This window comes from Metabacillus malikii (assembly GCF_030813355.1).
Lineage (GTDB): Bacteria > Bacillota > Bacilli > Bacillales > Bacillaceae > Metabacillus > Metabacillus malikii.
The window spans coordinates 195,303-221,339 of sequence record NZ_JAUSUD010000002.1 but is presented as its reverse complement, the minus strand read 5'-3'; the positions used below and the strand labels follow the sequence as shown (position 1 = coordinate 221,339).

Below are 26,037 nucleotides of genomic sequence, written 5' to 3'. Positions count from 1 at the left end.
AGTACCGATAAATAACAAGATTGGCGGGTAATTATGAAATCCATTATTCTTAAAGAATTAAATCGAATAGAGCTTCAAGAAAATATTCAGATTTTATATTCCTGTGAAGCAGGGAGTCGTTTTTGGGGAACTGATTCTCCCGATAGTGATTATGACGTCCGCTTTATTTATGTGAGAAAAGTTCATTCTTATCTTAAAATCAATGAAGAGCGTGATGTAATTGAAGTGAAGTTATCACCTAATATTGAAATCGTTGGTTGGGATTTAAAAAAGACGTTAAAACTAATTAAAAAATCCAATCCATCCTTACAAGAATGGGTTTCCTCTCCACTACACTATAAACTTGACGACAATATCTTAGATTCACTTAAGCTATTGACAAGTAAAGCCTTCTCTTTACGAACAACAATTTATCATTATGTGAATATGGCAAAAAAAAGTTATCTCTCGATGAAAAAAGAATCGAACAATACAACGAAACGTTATATTAATTGTATAAGACCAATACTTATTTGTTTTACGTTTATACAGCATAACGAGAGACCTAATTATGATTTTATAACAATGTGTAGACAGGTAATTAAAGACGAAGTAGTTTACAAACAACTTCAATTACTTCACGATGCAAAAAAGGAAGGGCAACCCAATTTTTCATCCGATATGTTACTTCAATTTATAGAGGAAGCAATCCCGCAAATCGAAAATCATGCGCATACACTAAGTCATCAACCATTACAAATCGAGGAAGAACTAAATCAGTTTTTCTTAAGTGTCCTAAAAAAAACAAATCCTGCCTTCTTTTCTTCTTAATTTTGCTTTTTCACTTTTGGCTCTCGTACTTTCTTTTGTGTCTTCGTATGATAAAAATATTGGTACTCCTCCTTTAATTCTGTAAGTGTCATTTGATTTAACACCTGCTGATTATATACACCGATAGCAAGTAATTTTTGAGAATAATAATTACGCTGTTCCTCAAGGGCATTTTGTAACATTTTACTCATTGCTTTCAACTCCATATGAATATATTTTCTAACTTTTACTTTACCTTATAATTGTTAGTAGACAATTAAGCTAATGTTAAGATTTTCTTGCAACATATTAAAATTTCATGAAGCACTACGCTAGTTTTTTTGTAACATTTCATTTCAATAAACACCTCTTGAAACATATAACATTCGTTAACATACAATGCTGCTTTCTTTGATTTCAACTAGAGCAAATATGTCGTGTAAAATCGAAGCCATTCGTCCACTTGTGAATCGATGGTCCAATCTCCTACATGCTCAATTCCCTCGATATTAAAAATCGTCCACATCAGTCCCACACATACTATAGGCTTCTTGTCATCTTCAGCAATCATTCATTATATACGTTAGTCATATACAAACATCTTTAAAATTAGGAACTAATAGATATTACTAGAGACATCTGGTAGATGACTTCACTAAAATAATGTTCACGAATTAGCCTTGTATAGCATTTCGCTTTGTGTGGCAGACTCATCCCTGCGGATGTGAATTCCAAAACCACTGTTTTTGTCAACATCGTTGCTTTTTTTACTGAACTATCATTTTCGGTTAGTCACCTCTCGCAGTAATTCGCTTTCTGCATTGTGAGTGGTGAGCCTCCTATTTGGACGGATGCAGAGGCTCCCTCGCATGCATCGCAATCAACCCCAACAAACCCTTATAAAGGTTCGTGAAAAAACCCACAATCTTTTTGAAAGATTCCTAAAGTAACATGTAATATTACATGTTTAAAAAATGACAATTTAGTCGAGAATATTTTCAATGAATGATAGGAGTGAAATGATGAAAACTCGAGTAATTGCTGTGGAAAAACATGATAGAAGTAAGAAAGTGTATTTTCTAAATGAAATTGAACCAAAGCCATTACAGTTATATATGGCAATTCTGAGTGATTTATCACTAAATACATTAACTATTTATAATTTAGACACAAATCAGTTCGAAGATGTTACATGTATGTTTCACGAACAGTTTCTACAAAATCTTGCAAGTATGCTCACAAAAGATTTCCAATCCTCAACACAATCTCGTGCAATATAACCTGTTATTTACTACAAAATAGTGTAATTAGCCTACCCCTCTGTTATGTTCACTCACACAATATTACTATTTATAACATTTAATGTTAGATTATATAACATTTATAGAGCGATTCTTCACATCTTCGAGTATACTATTTGTAACAACGTTTCTTAAAGAGGTGGAGGTATGGACAAACAAGAACGCTCTTATAAAGATAAGAAAGTAATTTCTATCGGAACAGTTAGTGAATTGACTGGATTATCATTAAGACAAATTCGTTATTATGAAGAACGAAAATTAATCGCACCTTTTCGAAATGACCACGGAACTAGAAAATATTCGTTTAACGATATTGAAACTTTGATGGATATTGCAGATAAACGTGAAGATGGTGTACAAACAACTGAAATCCTAAAAGAAATGCGTCTGCAGGAAAGAAAGCGTGAACGCGAGAGTAAGGATGATATCAAGAAAAAAATGTTACAAGGTCAGTTGAATGCGCAATTTAGAAATAGACGTGGTCAGTTGTAACAACTGAATCGTAATTATTGCTTGTAACAAAGGGATTACTCTTTATATTTAAGCTAATTACGTATGTGTTGATGCTTTTTCCTTAGTTGTCAATTAGGTTGATTACAGTAAGAGTACACAGCAAAAAACGAAGTGGTTGCTGTCCTCATAGTTATGGCGGCACAAACAGCAAACTTCTAGTCATCTCCTTATGATTACACATCATCATTCGCCTTTTGAACTTTGCGATCTCTTATTTTCATGTCGATGCTCATCTCTAGTTTGACCGATGATGAGCAGCCGCCTCTGCTGTTCTTGCTCCTCTTTTGTAAAACGCTGTGTAGGAAAAAGTTTCTCCACTCTCCTATTTCCCGCTAAAGTTTCGCACTTAGCTTTAATCGACACTCAATATTTTGAATTGAACAACAAGTGTAAGAATGACCCTTCCAAAAAACTCTAACTCAATGAACCTCCGTGTGTGTGTGATAAGAAGTGTATAATTTGCATGTATCGATTTATTACAATAATAATAGTTTCACTTTGCAATTTTCACTAATCAGAAAGTTCGACATTATTTTACAATCTTTACACACATGTAAAGATTGTATGACTAAATATTGAATTAATTTAAACATCTACACACAAAATATTGTGTCAAATAGAAAAAAATATGAAATTTGTAAAAAATTTATCACCTAACCCTTTACATTAGGAAAAAATATCCGATAATAGAATTACTAGGAACTTTTTTCCTGTAAAGCTAAGTGCGAGGTGGTATTTGTGAAATCTATTGATGTTGAAATTGAGGAGTACCGAAAAAAAATGTTTCATATTGCAAAGGAAAACGGTATTGAATCGCATCAAACACTCATTGCAAGCCAAAACCTTGACCAGCTAATTACGATGAAAATGTCAGAACAGCAAACAAATTTACAAATTAGAAAATAATATAAATAAGTGGTTTCACTTTACATCAATAATGCTTTCATTATTGATGTTTTTTAATAGAGGACAAGGAATACGAAATTAAGGCATATGCATTGAGACTCTTACATTTTCACAACATTTTTCAGACTACGTTAATGTATACATTGATCTTTGTCGTTTTTTTCTGTTTCATGGCTGCTTCCCCCTTATATATATACTTCAATTGGTGTAAATCGTTTTATATATTTTTCAACTTCCTGATGAAGAATAGATAGATAATCCCTCCCGGCTAATAGGTAGAAATATAAACATCTCTCTCATTAAAAGGAAAATGTTTTACATTTAGGGATATCCTATTCGACTTTTTTGGTTATGATTGTACATATATACTTAAAATAGTAGAAGTTTTATATTGGAGTGAGATGATTGGCAGAACGAGATATTATTTGGCTAAGTAAAGGCAAACCAAAAACACTTACATACAAAGGAATAGAGTATCGCTCAGGTATATCAAAATCACAAGCCGACCAGCTAGAAGTAACATATGAGCGAATTATTGATGATGATGTTGAGAACCATGACTATCATGGTGGAAAAGAAAGGGCTTTATGTATTTATCCGTACGAACATTATACTGTATGGGAAAATCTCTATCATCAACCATTACCAAAAGCAGCTTTCGGTGAAAATTTAACAGTAATTGGTATGAAAGAGGAAGATATTTGCGTAGGAGATATCTTCAAAATCGGTACGGCAGTTGTACAAGTTTCTCAAGGAAGATTTCCATGTGCAACAATAAATAAACATACACATATTAATACGTTGCTTAGTAAAATCATTGAATATGGATATACGGGATATTTCTTTCGCGTTATTGAAGAGGGTACGATAAATCGAGATTCAACAATAACACAAATCGAACAGCATCCAAAACAAATATCTATCGCCGATATTCATCATACGTTTTTTCATGATAAGAATCCCGAACTTATTGAAGAAATATTGTCTGTAAACGAGCTATCCCTCGAGTGGAAAATACGTTTAGAGAAACTTTATCAACAATTAAAAAAATATAGACATTTTTAACTTTTCATTGTTATAGCTAAATATAGAGTAGTTTTATAAACTTTTCTGTAGCAACTATAGGTAATTTTCATCATATTTTAAGTATGTAAAAATAGACTATTGACGAAATCAGCTAGTATTCTTTATAGTTAGTAATGAAATGAAAAAATTCCAATTTCTACTAGGGGAGTCCATTAGCTTGGACTGAGAGAAAAACGCGTTTGAAGTTTTTTGACCCTTCGAACCTGATCTGGATGATACCAGCGTAGGGAAGTAGCGAATATTGTAATAGAGTACTTTTCTATTCCAATTCTCTATTGTCTTCTAACGGGTTCTAATAATAGAACCCGTTTTTATTTTCCCCATGCTGGTTTTCTGATAGATTATCAATCTTAAATTTTAGGAGGATAATAATGAAGATTGCCACTCACAAACCATTTCCAGGAAGTAAAAAAGTTTATATTCAAGGTAGTAATGAAACGGTAAAAGTACCGATGCGGGAAATTAGTCAGAGTCCAACAGTAACTTCTTATCGAAAAGAGGATAATCATCCTGTTCGAGTATATGATACGAGCGGACCATACACTGATAACAATTCAGCAATTGATATCCGCAAAGGATTACCCAGGTTAAGAGAACAATGGATTATAAACCGTCAAGATGTCTTACACTATGATGGGCGAATTATTAAACCCGAGGATAACGGCTATAAATCTTCCTCTAACAAACAATCACATGTAGAACAATTTCCAGATCAAGGGTATAAGCCACTTGTAGCGAAAGAGGGAAAACGTGTTACTCAACTTCATTATGCACGTAACGGTATGATTACTCCTGAAATGGAGTTTATTGCGATAAGAGAGCAAATGGAAGCTGAATTTGTTCGTCAAGAAGTCGCTGCAGGTCGGGCAATTATTCCTGCTAATATTAACCACCCAGAAAGTGAACCGATGATTATCGGGAAAAACTTTCACGTGAAAATCAATGCAAATATCGGAAATTCTGCTGTAACGTCTTCCATCGAAGAAGAGGTAGAGAAAATGACATGGGCAACACGGTGGGGTGCCGATACAATCATGGATTTATCAACTGGTAAAGAGATTCACACAACACGTGAGTGGATTATCCGTAATTCTCCTGTCCCCGTCGGAACTGTACCAATTTATCAAGCATTAGAAAAGGTTAGTGGCATCGCTGAAGATTTAACTTGGGAAATTTATAGAGATACACTAATTGAACAAGCTGAACAAGGTGTCGATTATTTTACGATACACGCAGGTGTTTTGCTAAGCTATATTCCGTTAACTGTCGGTCGAACGACAGGGATCGTATCAAGAGGCGGTTCAATACTCGCTCAGTGGTGTCTTGCTCACCATCAGGAAAATTTCTTATATACGCACTTCCGTGATATTTGTGAAATCTTAGCAAAATATGATATATCAATTTCACTCGGTGACGGCCTCCGTCCTGGTTCAATCGCCGATGCTAATGATGAAGCACAATTTGCAGAGCTACAAACATTAGGTGAATTGACAAAGATTGCTTGGGAATATGATGTTCAAGTGATGATTGAAGGTCCTGGACATGTTCCGATGCACCTCATTAAAGAAAATGTTGACAAACAGCAAGAGATATGTCATGATGCCCCCTTCTATACATTAGGTCCATTAACGACTGATATTGCTCCAGGATATGACCATATTACTTCTGCTATTGGGGCAGCAATGATCGGTTGGTTTGGTACCGCTATGCTTTGTTATGTTACACCAAAGGAACATCTTGGCTTACCGAATAAAGAAGATGTAAGAGAAGGTGTCATTGCATACAAAATCGCGGCTCATGCAGCTGATCTTGCCAAGGGACATCCTGGAGCTCAAACTCGGGATGACGCATTATCTAAAGCCCGATTCGAATTTCGTTGGCATGATCAATTTAACTTATCACTTGACCCAGAACGTGCACTCGAATATCATGATGAAACATTACCTGCTGAAGGAGCTAAAACAGCACACTTCTGTTCTATGTGCGGACCTAAATTTTGTTCCATGCGGATCTCACACAATATTAGAGAGAACACTACGGAAACAATTGAAACAGGCTTAAAAGAAAAAGCGGATGAATTTGTTAAGGGCGGCTCCTCTATTTATCGATAGGAATGTCTCATCCTGCTCAAACTTAAAGAAGGGGATCTGTAGGTTTTCAGATCCCCTTTCGATTATTTAAAGGACGTTAACGAATTACTCTCATTATCTTTATTCGATTCATAAAAGAATGGGTCAACACCAATTCGGTCATACGTTCGACCTTTAAAGCGATGATCATGTTTAGAGCGTTCCTCATTTGCATACCAAACACCACCATGTTTTATTTCGAGTGGTTCATCGTAATTAAAATATGTTCTTTCTTCAATCTTATGGTAATGGGCACCGCCAGGTAAAGGTATTGCCGGTCCTGTTACTCCATAGAAACGATGATTATGTCCATTTTCAAATGTCGTAATTCCTTGAAAACGATGGACATGCTTATCAAAACTATTGCCATTTACGTTCCGTGTAAATCCCTTTATCATATGCGTATGACCATTTTCATTCGTTGTTTTAGCGTAAATACGGTGTGCGTGGTGGGGTCTTATATTAATATTAAAGAGCATAACTCCCCTCCTTTTTACGTTACTCTTATCTATGCTGTTAGTGTTAAATCCGGAAGTTGTTTTAGGCTATTTTCCAAATGAAGAAAGAAATTTCACACGGTCTCCCATCGGTGGAATATTTTCGTCAATTAATTGGATTTCTAATAACGAAGGACCCTTCTCTGTACGTAGGGCATTCATTAATTCCGGGGTTAGGTCTGCTATTGATTGCACACAACCACTAGGAATTCCTAAGCTATCAGCCATTGCGGAAATGGAGACAGGAGTTTGAACAAATCTCTGATGAGAACGTTTATATTGCAGATTATGACCATGATACACCATTCCTAGTCTGGAATTGTTCATGACGACAAATAGGATCGGTAACTGATATTCCTTTGCTGTTAAGATTTCCATACCATGCATGAAAAAGCATCCGTCACCGGTAATACATACAATCTCTCGTCCAGGTTCTGCAAGTTTACTCCCAATTGCAGCTCCTATACCAGTCCCCATAGCACCAAAATGTACGTTAATATCAAATGTATGAGGTTCTTTAACATCCATATAATGAATGACATATGACATAAATTCGCCGATATCAACTGTATATCTTGTAGAGGTTGGTAAAAGGGTTTGGAGTTTTCTAAGGACTTGCTGACTATTATAGTCAGCATCAATGTGAGGGTTCCTAATTGATTCATCCTCTCTCTCTAAATAATAGTGCTCATCTTTCATTCTATTATTAATTTCTACAAGCAATGCTTTTAGAAAGAGCCTTGCATCACATTTAATAGGTATATTTACATAATATTTACGGTTAAAAACTGTTTCATCAATATCAACTTGAATGACAAATCGACTGTTCGTTAAATGGGGGTTCCAATTATTCGTTGCTGTTTCACCGAGGCTTGAACCAATAACAAGCAAAGTCTCTCCGAAGCCATTATTAATCATATTTGATGCTTGTTCGTGACCTGCAAAACCAAACACCCCTCTACTTAATGGGTGGTTTGACATTATTAGCCCTTTTGCCTGTGGAGTCGTTATAATGGCCATATTCAATCTTTCTGCAAGTTCAATTACTTCATCAACTGCATTACTTGCACCTTGCCCGATGAAAATTATGCCATCTTGATGATTAAGAAGATGGTTAGCAGTCTCATGAATTAATTCCATAGGTGGCTCGTATACTTTTAGCTGTGGGAAGTGAGGAATTGGAGTATCTGGGTTAATTAGTTCGAGCTGTACATTAATTGGAATTGCCACATGAACCGGACCAGGTATCCCCGAGTGTGCTATTTCGACTGCCTTTACAACTTCATCAAGAAGATTTGCTGCATGATTAACTGTTACACTATATTTTGTTATCGATTCATATAAGGGCTGAGCATTTAACTCTTGCGAAGCATTCAATCCATTCGTATGAACAGGTACCGCCCCTGTTAAGAACAAAATTGGCAGATGTTCGCGCATTGCATTTGCCGCCCCTGTAATCAAGTTTGTGCCTCCTGGTCCGCTACAACCAATGCAGACACTCATCGATTTTGAGTATTTCGCATAGGAAGCAGCCATGTAAGATGCAGCTCCTTCATGTTTAACAATTATCGGGGTGATTTCAGGAATATCATATAACTCATCAAAAAATGCATTTACTGACCCTGCTGGAATGCCAAAAACAACCTCCACTCCACCTGCTTTTAAATAATCTAATACTGCACGAATTGCTTTCATTTTAACAACGCCTCCTATTATTATTGATTTAAATTAACTATCATTTTAATATCCTCTGCAAAAACTTCATATCAATTTATACCCTCAACGGAAGTGGTTAATAGAAACTAAACATTATAAAAGTATTTCTCTTCTAGTACATCAACACTTAAAGGAGCAGAAAAATAAAAGCCTTGTATCCGATAGCAGTTATTTGAAGTTAAGAAAATTAATTGTTCTTTAGTCTCTACCCCTTCTGCAATAACTTGCACCTCTAAATTTTCAGCTAATGAAATAATTGTATTCGTTATTGCAGCATTCTTTTTATTCGTACAAATATCTTTTAAAAAGGAGCGATCTATCTTTAATGTATGGATTGGAAAATGCATTAAATAACCTAACGATGAATAGCCTGTCCCAAAATCATCAATAGATAAATGAACCCCCAGTTCACGCAACTCTGACATTTTATTCAGTGTATCCTCAGAATTGTGAATGATTAAAGACTCTGTCAATTCCAACTCTAATAAGCTAGGTGTAATATCTGTTTCTACTATCACTTTTTTTACAGTCTCAACAAAGTTTGTTTTATTAAACTGGCTGGCAGAAATATTCAAGGATACTGTAACTGAAGGATAACCTTTATCTTGCCAGGCTTTTATTTGATGACAGACATGTTGTAGCATCCATTCTCCTATTGGAATAATTAATCCGGTTTCTTCAGCAATCGGAATAAAATGTGCAGGTGAAATCATTCCTTTTTCCCGATGTCTCCAACGGAGTAATGCCTCCACACCGAAGAGTTCATTTTGTCTAGTATCAATCTGAGGCTGATAATAGATTTGAAATTCGTTCAAATCAAGAGCTCGATATAGTGAATGTTCAAGCTTAACTGTCTCAAGTGAATGCTTTACCATTGTTGACCTGTAGAAATGATATTCTATCCCCGTCATTTCTTTCGATTTTGTAAGAGCCATATCAGCCTTTGATATTAATTCCTCGGCATCTAGTCCATCTTGGGGAAATAAGCTTATTCCAATACTTATTTTTACGAATATTTCAATTCCCTTTAGATAAACTGGTTGCTTAAATGCTGTTAATATTTTCCCAGTAATTCTTTCAACTTCTTCTTCACTCGTTATTAGTGGTAATATAAGAGCAAATTCATCTCCGCCCTGCCTTGCAACAGTGCTTCCTTTAATCGAACAGTTGACTAATCTCTCGGCAACTTTTTGCAAAAGTAAATCACCGTTTTTATGACCCAAAGTATCATTTATCGTTTTAAATCGGTCAATATCAAGGAATAAGATAGCGAGCATTTCATTATGCAATTGAGCATATGCTAGTCCTTGTTCTAACCGATCTTGAAAAAGGAGCCGATTTGGTAAGTCCGTTAAACTATCATAATAAGCATGATAGTTTATTTGCTCCTCCATTTGCTTCCGATACGTGACATCCTTAAAAGTTAATACATAACCTACAACAACCGCTTTGTCTTTAATGGACGTTATACCATATTCCACAGGAAATTCAGTATTATCAAATCGTATAAACTTCTCATCTGTGAAGTATGTCGTTTGTTCAACATTTTTAAGAAATGATAACTGTTGGATGCTAGTATTAGATCTTGAAAAAAACGTTTTATAAGATTTTCCAATCAATTGATTGGGCTTGTACCTTAAACATGCTTCAGCAGCAGGGTTACAGAAAATAACACTCCCCTTTATATCCATACCAATAATCCCATCTCCGACAGAATTTAAAATCAATTCTTTTTCCCTGCTTAGTTGCTGTAATTTCTGTACAGCTGTCTTCAGTTCATTATTTTTATTCGTTAATTGCTTCGTCCGATAATTAATAATTTGCTCTTGTTTATCCATGTATGTAAGGTGGGATAAGACAGCTGCATTCGCTTCAACAATTGATTGTGCTAATGCTATATCTGTATCACTAAATATCGTATGATTGTTATTATCAGTCCATATAATGATAATGCCTAACACATTCCCCATCGTAACAATCGGCAACATTAACAAGCCTTTAATATTAAAATATTTACATATTTCCTTGTTGGGTCTTGTATCAATATTTACATCCGGAATATAGATTGCCTTTTTCGTCTGTAATACAAGTTGAATAAGGTCATCTTCACATTCATTTATTATAATTTCCTTATGTGCCTTTTTCCATATCGCTTGAGTCCACTGACTTTCGTTATATATTCTCAATGGCTTAAATGGATGACAAGGGGATAGCGGGTCTACTAAGTGTGCTGCAATGTTGGTATTTTTTAATATTTTCCCTAAATATGTAAAGCACTTTTCTATTGAGTCGTTCTTAGTTAAACATAAAGAAAGTTCCTTCGTTATGTCTAACATTAATTGTTTTTCAGTAATAAGACTTTCTTTTCTCTTCAATAGTTTCGCGTTGCGAATTGCAACCGCAGCCATATTAACATATGCTTCAACTGTTTCCATTTCTATTAATGTTAAATCCATATGTTTTCCTTGATTAAATAGAAACACTAGCCCGTAAACTTCATTATCATAGTTAATAGGTAATGCGAATAATGAATTAATATTAAATTTTTGAATCGGGTTAAAATCTGGACGTTCATCAATAGAGGTATCAGGTATATAGATGCTATCTTTCGTATCAAGTATTTCTCTAGCTAATAGATCACTTTTAGGGTCAATGACCAAAGTATCAAGTGTCATACCATTTAAATAATAAGGTTTACCGACATAACCTCGATATGTACCATCTTCTTGAGGTAAATAAATTCCTACTGAATCGCATCGAAACACTTCTTCTGAAATCGCAATCACCACATGATCCAACAATTCCTTTAGTTCAAGTTTCGAGTTTATTAATTTTGTAATTTGCGCTAGTCGTGAATACCTCGTATGCTCATTAATCATACCTTACCCTCCAAATCTAGCTTTACATACAGACCAGTTTGTACCTATCCAAAAAATAAACTACATAATTCCTATTGCCCGTTGCAAAAACTGACAAATTCATCTGACGCATCACATCAAGCATATTATATTAATTGGACTTAAAAAAAGGTCCTAAGGACCAAAATTTTCTAATTTCGAAACTATTAATTTTACTAAAAATTAGGGGATTTCTTCCTACAAAAACACGAATTTCGCGAGCTAGAAACTAATATTTCATAATGTTACTAAGAAACATGTCTATCTACTCATATATGTAAAAGACCTTTCGTTACGCTTTCGTTTCATTATCGCTATAAACTCTGAGCAAAGTAATCTGCAGAGATCACCTGTACAATCATATAAGTGAACTCTATTAAAACTCGATTTAATTTCAAAACTTTGATAATATAAAGTTGAAACCTTTCATCTATATAAACGTATAATATAGCACTCTCTTTTTTCGTTACAATTTATCCTTATAAAATTCCATCGAATAGAGAGCTTTACAATTTTGAGGAGGATTACTTTCATGTTAAAAAAGATCTTTTCTGCATTGCTCGTTACAACATTATTATTTACACCTGTTGGAGGTTTCTTAATTGGGGACCAAGTATCAACAGTTAGTGCAAAGGGATATAAATCTGGTAAGAAGTCATTTAATTCCAATACGAACAATAATTCATTTATTAAGAAAGACGATACTCAACAGAAGTCTTCAACAATGACCAAAAGCAAAGCAACAAATAATAAACCAAAAGCTGGCGGCTTAATGAAAGGTCTCCTATTAGGTGGACTTGCTGGATTGTTATTAGGTGGATTATTGGGCAATCTTGGAATTTTAGGGTCAATTATTGGATTATTTATTAATGTACTTGCAATTGTGGTTGTCATTATGATTATAAGAAAAATCTTTACGTATTTTAAAAACAAGCGTAAAACTGAGGAAGATTCTGCATGGGGAAGATAAAGGTTTCTGAACAAGATATAGTCAATGCCTTATGTCTCCATATTGCTCATAAACGCCAAATGCAACCTCAAGAGGTAGAAATTGAGCTAATTTATGATGATGATTACGGATTCTCTGCAGAAGCATTTATTGGGGAACGTAAGCAAATATTAATTACCGCCAATATAATAGAAGCATTACGTTTTTGGCTAGAAACAGTAATGAATATCGATCCTTTTCGAGCAGCAATTGAACTTATTTTAGACGATGAGGAAGGGATTATCGCATATGTAGAGTAAACGGGAGGCTTGTCATGCCTCTCGTTTTTTCATCAATTTTTTAATACAATACTTCTATATTTCGATGAGAGAAGGGTTTTTAATGCGTTCATTTAAAGGGTATATAATTTGGTCGTTTGTAATTGATATCATATTAATTGCATATCTCTTTACATTACATGAAAAAGTCGGCTTAGGTGTCATACTACTACTGTCATTATTGCTCATAGGTGCTACCTTTATTTCTGCCTACTTTATGAATAGGAATAAATAGAATGCTTGTATGGAACCTACAATTGATAGTTAAATGGTAGCCACATAAAAATACAAAACTCCTCGGAAAAAGTTTATATTGTCTCAAATATACTAGCTTCCTCCGAGGAGTAATTTTGTGTCTAAATATTAGAAAATAAGACCCTTAATAATCTGTAATTGTAAGTCAGTCCTGTCAGTTCTACTCATTAATATTTGTCATTTCTGATTGTACATAGTGATAAAGTAGATTTGCTGTATTTGTTAGCGACGAAATGTGTGTCCGTTCATATGCATGTGAAGCATCAATGCCTGGGCCGATTAATCCATGCACAATATCATGGCCTGCACGAATCGCTGCTGAAGCATCAGATCCGTAGTACGGATAAATATCAACTTTGTAGTCAATTTGATTTTGACGAGCAAGTTCAATTAATTTCTTTCTAAAGCCATAATGGTAAGGACCGCTTGCATCTTTTGCACAAATTGATACCGTATATTCATCGGTTGCCTGACCATCACCAATTGCCCCCATATCAACCGCAAGATATTCAATTGTTTCTGCTGTTATATTCGAGTTCCCGCCATATCCTATTTCTTCATTATTAGAGATGAGGAAATGTGTTGTATACGGTAATTGTATGCCCTCTTCAACAATTCGCTTAATTAATTCAAGCAATAATGCAACACTTGCTTTATCATCTAGATGTCTTGATTTAATGTAACCATTTTGAGTTATCTCCACTCTCGGGTTAAATGAAATAAAATCTCCAACCTCAATCCCTAAATTTCGAACATCTTTGGCATTTTTGACAAGTTCATCAATTCTTACTTCGATATTACTTTGATTACGTTCCAGTTTCGCAGCATCTTTATATACATGAACAGATGATTGATGCATAAGTATCGTTCCTGTGTACTTTTTTCCTAAAGCTGTTTCGATTTGACAGTACTCACCTTCAATTGAATGGAAATGAAAGCCACCAATTAAATCTATTTTTAAGCGTCCATTTTCTTTTATTTCTTTAACAATTGCCCCTAATGTGTCAACATGCGCTGTTAACATTCTCTGTTGTGAATCATCTTTACCAGGAAGAGATATAATTAAGCCGCCTTTGCGGTTACGTTTTATTCGTATATTTAAATTTGATAAATAGCTTTCAACAAAAGAAATGATTGTTTGCGTATTTCCAGAAGGACTGGGAATCTCGACTAATTGCTTAATTAAGTGTAGGACCTCGGTGTTTGTTTTCATATGTACCTCTCCTTTATATGCTTACATAGCTTATTATGTTTTATTACCTGGTTGATCAAGCATCATACATTTAAGTTGACACAATGTCTGGTTTGAAATACCACACCCCTCGACAAAAAACCTTTCGACCGATTCATATTGTGAAAAAACTTGCTTTAATGCCCCATCTAAGTAAGATTTGTCAACGATTAATAATGGTTTAATCTTATGAGTGGGTATACGATATAGGCTAAATAGTCGTATCATCTTTTCAGTCTTTTTCATTTTAGGGTAGATTAATTGATTAGAAAGTAGATATTCTTTAACAACGACATTATAGTCTACACCTAAATAAAGTTGGATAAGAGCACTTATAAAACCTGTTCGGTCCTTTCCACCTGTGCAATGAATTAATGCTGGTGTATTATTATGATTTGCAATTGCTTCAATTACTTGTTTAATCTCTTGTTTCCGTTCACATACAATCGATTGATAAAAATCATGAATCCAATTTTCAAAATTATCTTGTTTACCTTGCTCTTTTAACATTTGATAAAAATCGCGATACGTTAACTCTTGACTGCCGTGATTAATTGGTATATGCATGATAATAGTGCCCCATTTTTCTGGGAACGAATACATCTTTGATTCTCTCTCTTTTATTGTCCTTAAATCACATATTAGCTTTAAACCTGTTTGTTTGAGGGTGAGTTGGTCCCTTTTTGATAAACGCGAAATATCTTCGGAACGATATAACAAATTCCTTTTTATAATTTCTCCATCTTTTGTTTGCATCCCGCCAATATCTCGAAAATTATATAATTTTTCAAATGATATATTATTTGCCATAAAGTATTTCCTCTCATTCTCTTCACCTTCAATACAATATCTTTCTTTATTGTAAAGACATTCAACCATTTTGAACAGTGTACATTTATAAGCAGTTGGATAATAAAACCATAAAAGGATATAACTATTAAAGATAAGTCTCTTTTATTTAGATTGTTTTGTTATCTGGGGTTGGTTTTAGTATTAATATGCTGGGCAGTATAACCGTCTAGTCTATAGGTTCGAACATCATTGTAGCGATCACTTTTTATCAGCCTCGATATACCCTTATTTGACAATTTTTAATAAGAGCCTTATGAAAATAATAAGGAGGAAATACTTAAGATGGAACTACGAAGCAATATGGAATTTGAATTGAGAGGGAGCTTTATTCCGAATATAAGTAATTCTAACCGATTGAAAATATTGGAGATAACAGACCAAAGCATCGTCATACAAATGAATAATTCAAAACGTAGAGGAGTATTCCCTTTAGATAGTTTTGAATATTGGATTAAACGAAACTCGCTTATTCAAATCGATCACTCTGAAAAACGAACTTCATGATAAAAAGAGGACTTCTCTATAAGTCCCCTTTCTTCATCTTCATTGTTGTTAATTGTGCAAAGTGGCTTCGCTTTCTGCGACCTATCCCGGCATGCTTTAACTAAAAAGCGACTACGTCTTTTCACAATTTCTTATTGTATGAAATATATATTTTCTTCAATCTACAAGTAAAATGAATTTTTTTAAAATTGAATATCAGTTATAACAATGCCTATTTCGCCACCAGGTGTGTTGAGCTTCATATGTTCCCCAACGGAACGCAATAAAAGTTGATTTCCAACTGGTGATAAAAACGATATGCACCCTTCATCTGGATTTGACTGTTCTGGAAAGCAAATTATGTACTCTTCCGTTTCATCATCATCCTCATATTTTACAATAACCTTACAACCAATGAATACTTTTTCCAATTTGTTAGTCTGTTTCTTTTGAGCATGTAGATTTGAGATATATGCTTCTACCTCAGTAGTATATAAGTGATAAAATTCCTTGAATTTTATCCGATCGTTTGCGAAATACGTTTCCATCAATTCCTGACCTTGTTCGTCCAAATAGACGAGTTGACTCAAAAGTTCTTCATTTATTGGCCGTTTTATATTATGGTTCATAGTAGATAACCCCCTCTCCATGTTGTAAGCCTTTGCATTCTTTCATTTCACGCTTCATATGAGTCCCTCCTATATTTAATCATGAGATAATCTGGTAATCTCCAAATTATCATATCATAGCAATCTATAACATTCTATCCATTGAAATTTGTATAATAGTATGACTAGTTTTAGCTTGTTTATTTGATAAAATGATATATCCACCAAAGAAAAGAGGATGACTCGAAAGCATCCTCCCCTCAAAACATACATTATTAGAATACAATTCTATATTCCCTATATTCATGGGTCTAATACTTTTGCTCAAGTCACCCTGTTACCTATTGATTATAACCAAGCTGCTCCAACGATGATTAATAAGATGAATAATACGACGATTAACGCAAAACCTTTACCGCCACCGTAGCCATAGCCACCGTAACCATATCCACCGCAGCCACCACCGTAACCGTAGCCGCCACCGAATCCATATCCGTAACCCATCATAATTCCTCCTTAAAAATTTTATTTGTAGAGACGAAACCATTTAAATCAATCTAATAGTTTGCCACTATATTTAGTATCCAACGAAAGCTGAACCGACAATAATTAATAATATAAACAATACGACAATTAACGCGAAGCCTGCGCCATAACCTGGAGTTGCATTACCCATAAAACAACACCTCCCTTTCGTTGTACTAATACATTATGTGATAAGGCACTTGTACGTAAGGGCATTCGCACAGTTTCTAGAATTTTTTTTCAGACACTTATCCTCATTTGTTTCTAATCGTTATATCGAGTTTGCTAAATTGTTATAAATAAAAGTAAAATGATAAAGCCGACATGTTAAAATGGAATTTGATATAAAAACTAAGAATTAAGGGTGAGAAAATGAAAAAATTAATTATACTATTCATAAGTTGCTTGCTAATAATCCCAACTGTGACATCTGCACATACAACATTGTCCTCGTCAACTCCAAGTCAAGGTGAAGTGATTACGAGTGAATTACATGAGGTGACGTTAGAATTTGGTGGAGAAATTGAAAAACAAAGTACTTTAACGTTGACAACCGGTGAGAAAAAAATAACTGTTGAATCAATTAGCGTTGAAGGCACAACCTTAACAGGCCATATTGCGGAACCATTAGAAAATGGTGACTATACACTAACATGGAATATTGTCGCAAAAGACGGCCACTTATTATCAGGTGATATTCCTTTTACAGTGAACATTGAAAAGGAAGAAGCTAAAGTAGTAGAAGATGTGACTGAAAATGAAGAACAGGAACAAAATCAAGCAAATACTAATTCTGAACAGGAGCAGGTAGCTGAAGATGAATTAACCAATTCTAAGGAAGAGACTGAACAAAAAGAGGAAACAACAAATAATAATCGTTCACTTATATCTACAATTTCAATTATCGTATTAGTTATATTGTTAGCCATTGGTATCGGTATTCTGTTCCGCAAGAAGAGGTAATCTATGGACCAAATTATTCCACTGACAGAATATATTACATACATGTTATTTGCTTATTTAGTCGGGCATGTTGCGCTCCAATTTGTACCTGAAACGAAGAAACCTCAACTTAAGGTTTCTAAACAAAGTCTACTATTGGCTGTTTTAGGTATTATCGTGTTTTCCTTTTTTCCAACCTTACAGGTAATTACGTTTTTCTCACCTGAAGGCCTTTTTACCTTAACATCCTACTCTATATTGACAGAGTTCCAGATTGGTATCGCCTGGTTATATGGTAGCTTTTTTGCAGTTTTTTTATGGATGGTCTTATATGTAGAAGGTTCTAAATATATTCAGGCTGTCCTATTATTCATCATGATTATTTCAATAGGATATGCTAGTCATTCATCTGCACTTAGCTTTTGGCCTGGATTACTCTCCCATTCGACACATTTTTTAGTGATTACGTTATGGGTAGGGATTCTACTGCATGTGGGTTGGCTTTCACAGTCATCGGCTCATTGGCATTCTTTTTTAAGATGGTTTACACCACTCTCAATTATTTTCGTAATGATTACAATAGCGAGCGGGATTTACCTCATGCTGTTTGTGATGACACCTCGTGATTATATGAATTCATGGGCATTACCATATGGACAAATGCTGTTATTAAAACATATAAGTATTATTCCTGTGTTTGCTTTCGCATTTATTAATGGCTTTCTATCGAGGAAAGTAAAAATTGATAAGGATTATGACCCAAAAAAGTGGATTCAAGCTGAAACAATTATCTTAATGGTCATTTTCTTTGTAACAGGAGTGCTCGGTACTTTACCGCCTCCACATCAAGTAAATGCAACCGTACTTCAGGAGGGGCCTGCTGCTTGGATACATGTATTGCTAGGCCAACAACTTACAGCACCATTTACATTTACGTTAACTCCGGTCTTTCAAGGTAGTCTTTTACTAATCATTGGGGTTATCTTTTTAGCATTAATTATCGTAAGCTTCTATAAAAGATTAACACCATGGTTGGCGCTATGTTTTGGATTATTATTCATTGTTGCTGTTTACTTAGGTTTAATGTTGTCGATTCAAATTAATTAATTGTAAAAAAAGAAGGTGAGCTTTAGAGTCTATTAGCAAACTCTAGGTTTCACCTTTCTTTTTAAATACTTGTATTGTTTTTGCTGTAGGCATTTAAATAAATTCTGCATGAATATACGCTTATCTATAACCGCTAGCACGACCATGTCGTTTCTTTTGAAACGGATTCTGATGTTTTAAGATTACACTTCAATCTAACTAGTGTATGTATATTGCATTACTTCGACCAATCAAAGCCTACTTTATTAAGAAAAGCCCGTGCTAATAAAATATGTCCTGTTTCATTAGGATGTACTCTGTCCCACGCTAATGTGGCTGGATACATTTTATCTAGCAATTTATTAAATTCTGCTTGTGTATCTATAAAATAACAATTATATTCTTTGGCAATATTCTGAACGACTTTTCCATATTCGTCCATCATTTTTCGCATACTGTCTTCTGCATTGCCCTCTATATAATACGGTGTCATTAAAACAATTTGCTCGACGGTTTCTTTCGTGTTTACAACGAGGCTTCGTAAAGTTTCTTCATATTCATCAATGTATACATGTGTTTCCTTCATAAAAGGTAAATCATACTGTCTCCATACATCATTAATCCCTATCATTATTGATAACCAATCTGGATTCTGATTGTGTACATCCTCTTTCCATCTATCCTTTAAATCACGAACTGTATTTCCCGATACCCCTTTATTAACGACACGTATGCCTAGTTCAGGATAAGTTGCTGTAAGGAATGCGTTTACATAAGAAACATAGCCCTTTCCTAATGCACCAAATAAGCCTTCTCCTTCTGGCTTAGCGCGATCACAATCAGTAATTGAATCTCCTATAAATAACAATTTTTGATTCTTTTTCAATTCCATAAAATTCTCCCACCTATCAAATGATAATAAAAGACTTTTTCTTTTTTAAATTCTGTAGAAGCATATCCTCTAGAAATAAGCATTTAAAAGTAAACGATTAATTATAGTTTATTACATCTCTGTAGGTCTCGTCTATTCTCTATATAAACAATATAAACATTAATGAGATTTGCCAATAAGCTTTTTACCAAGGGCTGTTTTCGTAAACATTGTTGCTTTTTACTTAGTTGACGTTATGGTTGGTCTACAGTACTAGCTCCAATCAACCTATATAAAATTAGCAACATGAGACTGAGACAAAAGGTTTTAAAGACAAGAAAAATACGAACTATTAGATGAGATTTCAATACAACCTTCGTGTTGTTTTTACAGGGTTGACGTTCTGGTTGATTTCCGCTACAGTACTCGCTTTCCGCGGGGTGGGTGGTGAGCCTCCTCGGAGTAAACTCCTGTGGGGTCTCACCTCTCCCACGCATCCCGCAGGAGTCTCGCACTTCCGCTCCAATCAACCTTTACAGAATTTGAACATTGAACCCCTAAAAACAATGTTCGTATTTAACTATGGATTTTTTGTTATGTCCCAGCCTTGTTCGTGTTTAACATTATTTGTTATGTCCCGCCTCCTGGTTCTTCAAAACTAAATGACCAAATGCTGATGTATTATTGACTTTTATAAATTATATAAATATACTAAAATTTGCGTTATTTGTAGACTTTAGTCGAATTATACATGGATTCACCATCAAAAAATCTTGTTTCTTTCCTATTTTCGAATAAATATTTAGTATGCTATTTTAATTATTTATTTTTTTAAATTACTTGTTGCTGTTTCGGGCATTACATAGGTAGTAATAATCAGAAATAAACTAAGACTAATACAAGTTTAATGCAAAAAGCCAACGTCGCTTTTATCACTTAAGTAATAAAACTTTTGGAGGAATTATGCGTTCATTATTTAGAAAAAAATCAATTTCACAATTACTACAACAGAGCCGTCAACAAACGTTAGAGCGCACACTTAGTGCATTTGATTTAACATTGTTAGGCATCGGTGCAGTAATTGGTACAGGTATTTTTGTGTTAACAGGAGTTGTTGCTGCTGAATCTGCAGGTCCAGCACTTATCATTTCCTTTATCCTTTCGGGGATTGCTTGTGCATTATCAGCTCTTTGCTATGCTGAATTTGCTTCGACAGTACCAATTTCCGGAAGTGTCTACACATACACATATGCAACTTTAGGAGAATTCTTTGCGTTCTTAATAGGTTGGGATTTAATGCTTGAATACATCATAGCTATTGCAGCCGTATCTACAGGATGGTCAGGCTATTTCCAAACTTTGCTCGAAGGATTTGGTATACATTTACCAACAATACTTGCGTCTGCTCCAGGCTCAGGTGAGGGTGGACTCGTGAACCTTCCTGCCATGATTATCATTCTTATTATTACTGCCCTTTTATCAAAGGGAATGAAGGAAAGCAAGCAAGTTAATAATATTATGGTTGTTATAAAGCTTGCAATCATAATACTATTTATCGTAACAGGAGTATTTTATGTAAAGCCTGATAACTGGACACCTTTTGCACCCTTTGGTTTTGAAGGGATTATTACCGGAGCGGCAACAGTTTTCTTCGCATATATCGGATTTGACGCTGTCGCAACAGCCTCAGAAGAAGTAAAGCGACCTCAGCGAGATTTGCCGATTGGCATTATTTCTTCACTTGCGATTTGTACACTGTTATATATTGCTGTATCACTGATTTTAACTGGTATGGTCCCTTACTCACAGTTAAATGTCGCAGATCCTGTTACATTTGCGCTCCAATTTGTTGGACAAAGTTCGCTCGCAGGAATCATTTCAGTCGGAGCGATAACCGGGATAACAACGGTCCTCCTCGTAATGATGTATGCTCAGGTCCGTGTCTCATTTGCAATGAGCCGTGATGGATTATTACCGAAAAAACTCTCAAGTGTCCATCCTCGACTTAAAACACCCTTTGCTAATACATGGCTAACCGGAGTTATTGCAGCTATTATTGCTGGCTTTATTGATCTTACAACACTAGCACATTTAGTTAATATCGGAACGTTAGCTGCTTTTATGTTAGTATCGATCGCAGTCATTGTATTAAGACATACACACCCATCATTAAAGCGAGCATTTAAAGTACCATTCGTACCATTGTTACCTGCAATAAGTGCAGCGTTATGTCTTTATTTGATGACAAGTTTACCAGCCGTTACATGGAAGGCATTTTCTATATGGATAGGTATAGGAATCATCATTTACTTTACTTATTCAAGAAAACATAGTCATTTAAATAAATAGGTTAATACTAAAAAAAACAGTGAGGTACGAAGCTATACCTCACTGTACATAATAATAGAATGACAACGAAAGTTGCACAAACTATAAATCTTTGAATAGTATATGGGTATTAGCGGATTTGCCCATTCCCTGACATGATAAATTTGACAGTAGTTAGTGCCGGGAGCCCCATTGGACCGCGAGCATGAAGTTTTTGAGTAGAAATCCCGATTTCTGCTCCAAAGCCTAATGCTCCACCATCCGTAAATCGTGTTGATGCATTGTGATAAATTGCTGATGCATCAACTTCATTTAAGAATGTTCGTGCGGTTTGTTTATTTTCTGTTATGATTGCTTCTGAATGTTTTGTGCCATATTTATCAATATGATCAATCGCTTCTTCAACAGATTTTACGGTTTTAATCGCAAGATCTAAACTTAAATACTCATTTGCCCAATCACTTTCTGTTGCTGGGATTGCTTCAGGTAAATAAGTTCGTGCTACATCATCACCATGAAGTTGAATGTGATTACTTTTACATGCTGTGCTTAATGCTTCTTTATTCTTTTCAAGCCACTCTTCGTGAATAATCGCTGTTTCAAGAGCATTACAAACTGCTGGCCGGTCAGTTTTCGCATTAATAAGAATCTTCAAAGCCTTTGTTACGTCCGCTTCTCGATCAATATATAAATGACAATTCCCAACACCTGTCTCGAGAACTGGAACTGTTGCATTGTTTACAACTGCCTGGATTAGTGCACCTCCACCTCTAGGTATTAGTACATCGATATGATCTTTCATCGTAAATAGCTGTTGTGTTGCTTCTCTATTTGTACTAGCAATAAATTGGACTGCATCAGACGGTATTTTCGTTTCGTTTAAAGCTTCCTTCATAATTTTAACAATTGCTTTATTAGAAAATAATGCAGAAGAACCACCTTTTAAAATAATTGCATTTCCGGATTTAAGTGCTAATCCTGTAGCATCAACAGTTACATTAGGGCGGGCTTCATAAATCATACCGATAACACCTAGCGGAACTGTAATCTTCTCAACTAACAATCCATTCTCAAGAGTCCAGCTCGATAAGGTCTTTCCAGTAGGGTCTTCTAATTCGGCAACTTGTCTAAGCCCATTTGCAAAATCACTAATACGTTCTTTTGAAAGTGCTAGTCGGTCCATATATGCAGCGTCGTAACCTTTTTCTTGACCAGCTTTTAAATCTTGGTCATTTGCAATTAATATATGTTGAGCCTTTTCTTCTAAATGGTTGGCTAAAATATAAAGTGCTTCATTTTTATCTTCTGTCGAAAGTAAACTTAGTTTTCTAGATGCTTTTTTTGCTGCAAGTGCTTGTAATTCTACATTTGTTTCTTCATTTGTAACTGGCATGTTTCTCCTCCTTCATTAGATTCCTACAGGTAACGATAATTCAAGTTCACAAACTAAATCATCAAAATGGACAACTTCTAGCTTTTTAAGGTTCTCTCCAGTAAGTTGACAAAGCTTTGTTAACTCTTCATTCGAGTAATTGACAACACCTAGGCCAATCCGTTCCCCTTTATGGTCGATAATCCGAATGACTGAGCCCTTTTCAAATTTCCCTTTGACTTCTTTCACGTCCGATGTGTAAATACTATGTTTATGGTCTGCTAGTGACATTCTCACTTGTTGGCGAACTACAATTTCACCTTTAGGACCGGAGTGAAATGCAATCCATTGACGTTTTTGGTTCAAGTTAATCGTTTCGTTTGTTGCCTCAAAATACGTTCCTTTTGCTAAACCTTTAACTGCATCACCTAAAATATTCGGAATACTTGCCTTACCTAGGAATGTTGATATTCCAGAAGCCATTGCAATCTTCACGGCATCAATTTTTGACTTCATTCCACCTGTACCAACATTACTACCAGACTCACCAGCACCTGCTTCGATTTCCGGTGTTATCTCATACACTTTATCTAGTAATTTTGCTTCCTCATTTTTACGTGGATCAGAGTCATATAAACCTTCTATATCAGATAATATAATTAATTGATCTGCTTCAATTAATCCAGCAACTTTGGCAGACAATGTATCGTTATCACCAAAACGTAACCTGTCAACAGTTACTGTATCATTTTCATTCACAATTGGGATGATTCCACGCTCTAGCAACACATTTAATGTATTTCGTACATTGTTATACCGATTCTCATCTGAGAAATCACTACGTGTTATTAAAATTTGTGATGCAACATACCCATGTGACAAGAAAATTTCCGAGTAGGCTTCGATTAATAATCCTTGGCCAATAGATGCTGCCGCCTGCTTTTCAGGTAATGAAGTAGGTCTGTCGATACAACCTAGCTTCCGATATCCTGCTGCAACTGCACCTGATGAGACAAAGACTATTTCGTGACCTTCATCTTTTAATAAGGCGATTTCATCTGCTAATTTTTCTAATTTACGTCGACTAATCTCTCCGTGCCGACTAGTTAAGGAACTGCTTCCTACTTTTATTACAACCCGTTTTTTCTCAGTTTCTAGGGTCGCCATTGTATCACTCCTGAATAATTAATTTCTAAATTCTGCTTGCTTAGATGACGAGTTTCTATATTTATTTTGTAGAGCTTACTAATAGACTATCTTGAATTTGTGTACTAATCTCTTCTGATCGCTTAGCTGCATGTTCGATTGCTTTCATAATGGCAATACCACCGCCGTTTTCATCGAGTGCATTCAAACCTGCCGCAGTTGTACCATTTGGGGATGTCACTTTCTCTCTTAGTGTAGTCGGAGAATCAGCTTGCTCTTGAATCATTTTTGCCGCACCTAAAATTGTTTGTGAAATAATGCTTCTTGCAACTTCTTTTTGCAAACCACCTTGCAATGCTTGCTGTTCCATGTGCTCCATTAAATAGTAAAAATAAGCCGGGCCGCTACCTGCTATTCCAGTAAAAATATCCATCTCTTTTTCCTCTATTGTATATACCATACCGATACATTCGAGTAATTGAGTTGCTAATTGTATTGATTCGTCGATTGTTGCTAGACCTGGGGATATTGCAGTAGCAGATTCACCAATCATACTTGATGTATTTGGCATCACTCTTACTACTTGTTGGTCTTTATGAAGGTTTTCCTCAAGGTATGTTGTTGTTATCCCTGCTAAGACAGATAATATGAGTTGATCAGAACGAATATGATTTTTCAAACTTTGTAAAGCCTTTGAGACATCCTTCGGTTTCATTGCTAATATAAAAACATCTATATCATCAAAGGTTAAGTGACTTTGTTTAATACCTTTTACTCTATACCTGGCTTCTAGAGAAGCTAACCGTTCTTCATTTGAGCGATTAGTAACGATGATTTGTTCTGGAACAATGTTAGATGATTTCACCATTCCAGCTATCATTGCTTCTGCCATTGAGCCTGCACCTAAAAATACAATCTTTTTATCGTGTAGCATCTCATCTCTCCAATTTGCAAATTTTAAAAAGGTCACCCTTTTTATTAACAAATTAATCGTAACATGCTCAATATATTATTCAAGGTCTTAGTGTGAGGTTGTAAGCATTTCTGCCAATTAGTAAGTGTAAGCGTTAACAACGACTGTTATATTGTTTATAAGACGTCTCATACGTGTTAATCCGGTCTTATCCTTAATTTTAGAGAATTAATTAACGAACTTTTTCTAATATTTCTAATTCTTATTAAATTGAGGCTTCGGTATGCTTAAACATAGATAATACATTTCCTTTACAAAACAATAC

General features: G+C 35.0%; 26 protein-coding genes and 1 riboswitch. Of the genes, 13 read left to right on the top strand and 13 right to left on the bottom strand.

Going from position 1 to position 26,037, the window contains the following annotated elements; translation table 11 throughout:
* Positions 1–33: 33 nt before the first annotated feature.
* On the top strand, positions 34–810 hold the full coding sequence (locus J2S19_RS03285) for a DNA polymerase beta superfamily protein (protein WP_307337157.1): 777 nt from the start codon (positions 34–36) through the stop codon (positions 808–810).
* On the opposite strand, the gene fbpA is transcribed toward J2S19_RS03285, so the two are convergent.
* A complete protein-coding gene (fbpA, locus tag J2S19_RS03280) occupies positions 807–1,001 on the bottom strand; it encodes a Fur-regulated basic protein FbpA (RefSeq protein ID WP_307337154.1) in 195 nt (64 codons plus the stop codon). The genes J2S19_RS03285 and fbpA overlap by 4 nt on opposite strands.
* Before the next feature lie 810 nt (positions 1,002–1,811).
* Here fbpA and J2S19_RS03275 point away from each other — a divergent pair.
* The 5 genes from J2S19_RS03275 (at position 1,812) to thiC (ending at position 6,706) form a co-directional block, all read left to right on the top strand.
* The gene (locus tag J2S19_RS03275; RefSeq protein WP_307337151.1) at positions 1,812–2,069 is read left to right on the top strand and encodes a hypothetical protein; all 258 of its coding nucleotides are present in this window, start codon (positions 1,812–1,814) and stop codon (positions 2,067–2,069) included.
* 168 nt (positions 2,070–2,237) lie between these two features.
* Positions 2,238–2,582 (top strand): MerR family transcriptional regulator, encoded by a 345-nt coding sequence (locus tag J2S19_RS03270; protein WP_307337148.1) that lies wholly within the window; start codon positions 2,238–2,240, stop codon positions 2,580–2,582.
* Between the two features lie 759 nt (positions 2,583–3,341).
* Complete coding sequence (locus J2S19_RS03265) at positions 3,342–3,509, top strand: aspartyl-phosphate phosphatase Spo0E family protein (protein ID WP_307337146.1); 168 nt, start codon at positions 3,342–3,344, stop codon at positions 3,507–3,509.
* Positions 3,510–3,914: 405 nt separating this feature from the next.
* Positions 3,915–4,574, top strand: a complete 660-nt coding sequence (locus tag J2S19_RS03260; RefSeq protein ID WP_307337143.1) for an MOSC domain-containing protein — start codon at positions 3,915–3,917, stop codon at positions 4,572–4,574.
* Between the two features lie 152 nt (positions 4,575–4,726).
* Positions 4,727–4,842, top strand: a riboswitch (TPP riboswitch).
* 124 nt (positions 4,843–4,966) lie between these two features.
* Entirely contained in the window at positions 4,967–6,706 is a 1,740-nt protein-coding gene (thiC, locus tag J2S19_RS03255; protein ID WP_307337140.1) for a phosphomethylpyrimidine synthase ThiC, read from the top strand.
* A 62-nt stretch (positions 6,707–6,768) separates the two neighbouring features.
* Here thiC and J2S19_RS03250 read toward each other — a convergent pair whose 3' ends face one another.
* The 3 genes from J2S19_RS03250 to J2S19_RS03240 form a co-directional block, all read right to left on the bottom strand.
* The gene (locus tag J2S19_RS03250; RefSeq protein ID WP_307337526.1) at positions 6,769–7,236 is read right to left on the bottom strand and encodes a YmaF family protein; all 468 of its coding nucleotides are present in this window, start codon (positions 7,234–7,236) and stop codon (positions 6,769–6,771) included.
* Between the two features lie 33 nt (positions 7,237–7,269).
* Positions 7,270–8,916 carry a thiamine pyrophosphate-binding protein gene (locus J2S19_RS03245; RefSeq protein ID WP_307337135.1) on the bottom strand — a complete coding sequence of 549 codons (1,647 nt, stop codon included), beginning with the start codon at positions 8,914–8,916 and terminating at the stop codon, positions 7,270–7,272.
* Positions 8,917–9,023: 107 nt separating this feature from the next.
* Positions 9,024–11,816, bottom strand: a complete 2,793-nt coding sequence (locus J2S19_RS03240; RefSeq protein ID WP_307337132.1) for a bifunctional diguanylate cyclase/phosphodiesterase — start codon at positions 11,814–11,816, stop codon at positions 9,024–9,026.
* 550 nt (positions 11,817–12,366) lie between these two features.
* Here J2S19_RS03240 and J2S19_RS03235 point away from each other — a divergent pair.
* The 3 genes from J2S19_RS03235 (at position 12,367) to J2S19_RS03225 (ending at position 13,335) form a co-directional block, all read left to right on the top strand.
* Positions 12,367–12,804, top strand: a complete 438-nt coding sequence (locus tag J2S19_RS03235) for a hypothetical protein (protein WP_307337129.1) — start codon at positions 12,367–12,369, stop codon at positions 12,802–12,804.
* Positions 12,792–13,082, top strand: a complete 291-nt coding sequence (locus tag J2S19_RS03230) for a YxcD family protein (protein ID WP_307337126.1) — start codon at positions 12,792–12,794, stop codon at positions 13,080–13,082. Before J2S19_RS03235 ends, J2S19_RS03230 begins: the two co-directional genes overlap by 13 nt.
* An 82-nt stretch (positions 13,083–13,164) precedes the next feature.
* The gene (locus J2S19_RS03225; protein ID WP_307337122.1) at positions 13,165–13,335 is read left to right on the top strand and encodes a hypothetical protein; all 171 of its coding nucleotides are present in this window, start codon (positions 13,165–13,167) and stop codon (positions 13,333–13,335) included.
* 180 nt (positions 13,336–13,515) lie between these two features.
* Here J2S19_RS03225 and J2S19_RS03220 read toward each other — a convergent pair whose 3' ends face one another.
* The gene (locus tag J2S19_RS03220; RefSeq protein ID WP_307337119.1) at positions 13,516–14,568 is read right to left on the bottom strand and encodes a M42 family metallopeptidase; all 1,053 of its coding nucleotides are present in this window, start codon (positions 14,566–14,568) and stop codon (positions 13,516–13,518) included.
* Positions 14,569–14,601: 33 nt separating this feature from the next.
* Entirely contained in the window at positions 14,602–15,396 is a 795-nt protein-coding gene (locus J2S19_RS03215) for a tyrosine-protein phosphatase (protein ID WP_307337116.1), read from the bottom strand.
* A 324-nt stretch (positions 15,397–15,720) separates the two neighbouring features.
* Between J2S19_RS03215 and J2S19_RS03210 the strand changes: the two genes are divergently transcribed.
* Positions 15,721–15,942: a hypothetical protein gene (locus J2S19_RS03210; RefSeq protein ID WP_307337113.1), complete on the top strand. Its 222-nt coding sequence runs from the start codon at positions 15,721–15,723 to the stop codon at positions 15,940–15,942.
* A 182-nt stretch (positions 15,943–16,124) separates the two neighbouring features.
* Here J2S19_RS03210 and J2S19_RS03205 read toward each other — a convergent pair whose 3' ends face one another.
* From J2S19_RS03205 to J2S19_RS03195, 3 genes are all read right to left on the bottom strand, one after another.
* The gene (locus J2S19_RS03205) at positions 16,125–16,550 is read right to left on the bottom strand and encodes a GreA/GreB family elongation factor (RefSeq protein ID WP_307337110.1); all 426 of its coding nucleotides are present in this window, start codon (positions 16,548–16,550) and stop codon (positions 16,125–16,127) included.
* Between the two features lie 327 nt (positions 16,551–16,877).
* Positions 16,878–17,036, bottom strand: a complete 159-nt coding sequence (locus J2S19_RS03200; RefSeq protein ID WP_370875032.1) for a YjcZ family sporulation protein — start codon at positions 17,034–17,036, stop codon at positions 16,878–16,880.
* A 70-nt stretch (positions 17,037–17,106) separates the two neighbouring features.
* Entirely contained in the window at positions 17,107–17,205 is a 99-nt protein-coding gene (locus J2S19_RS03195; RefSeq protein ID WP_307337104.1) for a YjcZ family sporulation protein, read from the bottom strand.
* Positions 17,206–17,426: 221 nt separating this feature from the next.
* On the opposite strand from J2S19_RS03195, the gene J2S19_RS03190 reads away from it, so the two are divergent.
* Both J2S19_RS03190 and J2S19_RS03185 read left to right on the top strand, forming a co-directional pair.
* Entirely contained in the window at positions 17,427–18,017 is a 591-nt protein-coding gene (locus tag J2S19_RS03190; RefSeq protein WP_307337101.1) for a copper resistance CopC family protein, read from the top strand.
* 3 nt (positions 18,018–18,020) lie between these two features.
* Positions 18,021–19,103, top strand: coding sequence for a CopD family protein (locus tag J2S19_RS03185; protein ID WP_307337099.1), 1,083 nt, complete (start codon positions 18,021–18,023; stop codon positions 19,101–19,103).
* 217 nt (positions 19,104–19,320) lie between these two features.
* Here J2S19_RS03185 and J2S19_RS03180 read toward each other — a convergent pair whose 3' ends face one another.
* On the bottom strand, positions 19,321–19,974 hold the full coding sequence (locus J2S19_RS03180) for an SGNH/GDSL hydrolase family protein (protein WP_307337096.1): 654 nt from the start codon (positions 19,972–19,974) through the stop codon (positions 19,321–19,323).
* 942 nt (positions 19,975–20,916) lie between these two features.
* Here J2S19_RS03180 and bcaP point away from each other — a divergent pair.
* Positions 20,917–22,302, top strand: a complete 1,386-nt coding sequence (bcaP, locus tag J2S19_RS03175; RefSeq protein WP_307337093.1) for a branched-chain amino acid transporter BcaP — start codon at positions 20,917–20,919, stop codon at positions 22,300–22,302.
* A gap of 109 nt (positions 22,303–22,411) precedes the next feature.
* On the opposite strand, the gene J2S19_RS03170 is transcribed toward bcaP, so the two are convergent.
* The 3 genes from J2S19_RS03170 to proC form a co-directional block, all read right to left on the bottom strand.
* A complete protein-coding gene (locus J2S19_RS03170) occupies positions 22,412–23,674 on the bottom strand; it encodes a glutamate-5-semialdehyde dehydrogenase (protein ID WP_307337090.1) in 1,263 nt (420 codons plus the stop codon).
* A 15-nt stretch (positions 23,675–23,689) separates the two neighbouring features.
* Positions 23,690–24,820 carry a glutamate 5-kinase gene (gene proB, locus J2S19_RS03165; RefSeq protein ID WP_307337087.1) on the bottom strand — a complete coding sequence of 377 codons (1,131 nt, stop codon included), beginning with the start codon at positions 24,818–24,820 and terminating at the stop codon, positions 23,690–23,692.
* A gap of 61 nt (positions 24,821–24,881) precedes the next feature.
* Positions 24,882–25,733 (bottom strand): pyrroline-5-carboxylate reductase, encoded by an 852-nt coding sequence (proC, locus tag J2S19_RS03160; protein ID WP_307337084.1) that lies wholly within the window; start codon positions 25,731–25,733, stop codon positions 24,882–24,884.
* Between the last annotated feature and the right edge of the window lie 304 nt (positions 25,734–26,037).